We start from the raw sequence: 245 nt of genomic DNA, 5'->3' as shown, positions 1-245 counted from the left end.
CGAAGAGGCCAAGAATCCCAAGCGTGCGATACCGATTGCCACCTATACCTCGGTGCTGCTGATCGGAGCCTTCTATGGCATCTCGCTGTGGGCGCTCATCATCGGGGCCGGCAGCGACAAGGTGGTCAAGCTGCTGGAACACATACAGGACCCGACCGCCTTCATTTACGTCATGTCGGACCACTATGCCGGGGGCGGACTGACGGCTGTGATTCGTATCCTCTTCGTCATCAGCATCTATGCCG

1 protein-coding gene is annotated in these 245 nt (G+C 58.4%); it reads left to right on the top strand.

Going from position 1 to position 245, the window contains the following annotated elements; all coding sequences use genetic code 11:
- Nucleotides 1–245, top strand: a 245-nt coding sequence (locus ACZ3HG_RS24560) for a hypothetical protein (protein WP_465335107.1), incomplete at both ends; no start/stop codon positions are given.

Source organism: Erwinia sp. PME.40.26/001 (assembly GCF_055556675.1).
Note: the sequence above shows the minus strand (reverse complement) of the source record. Positions and strands in the feature narration are given on the sequence as shown.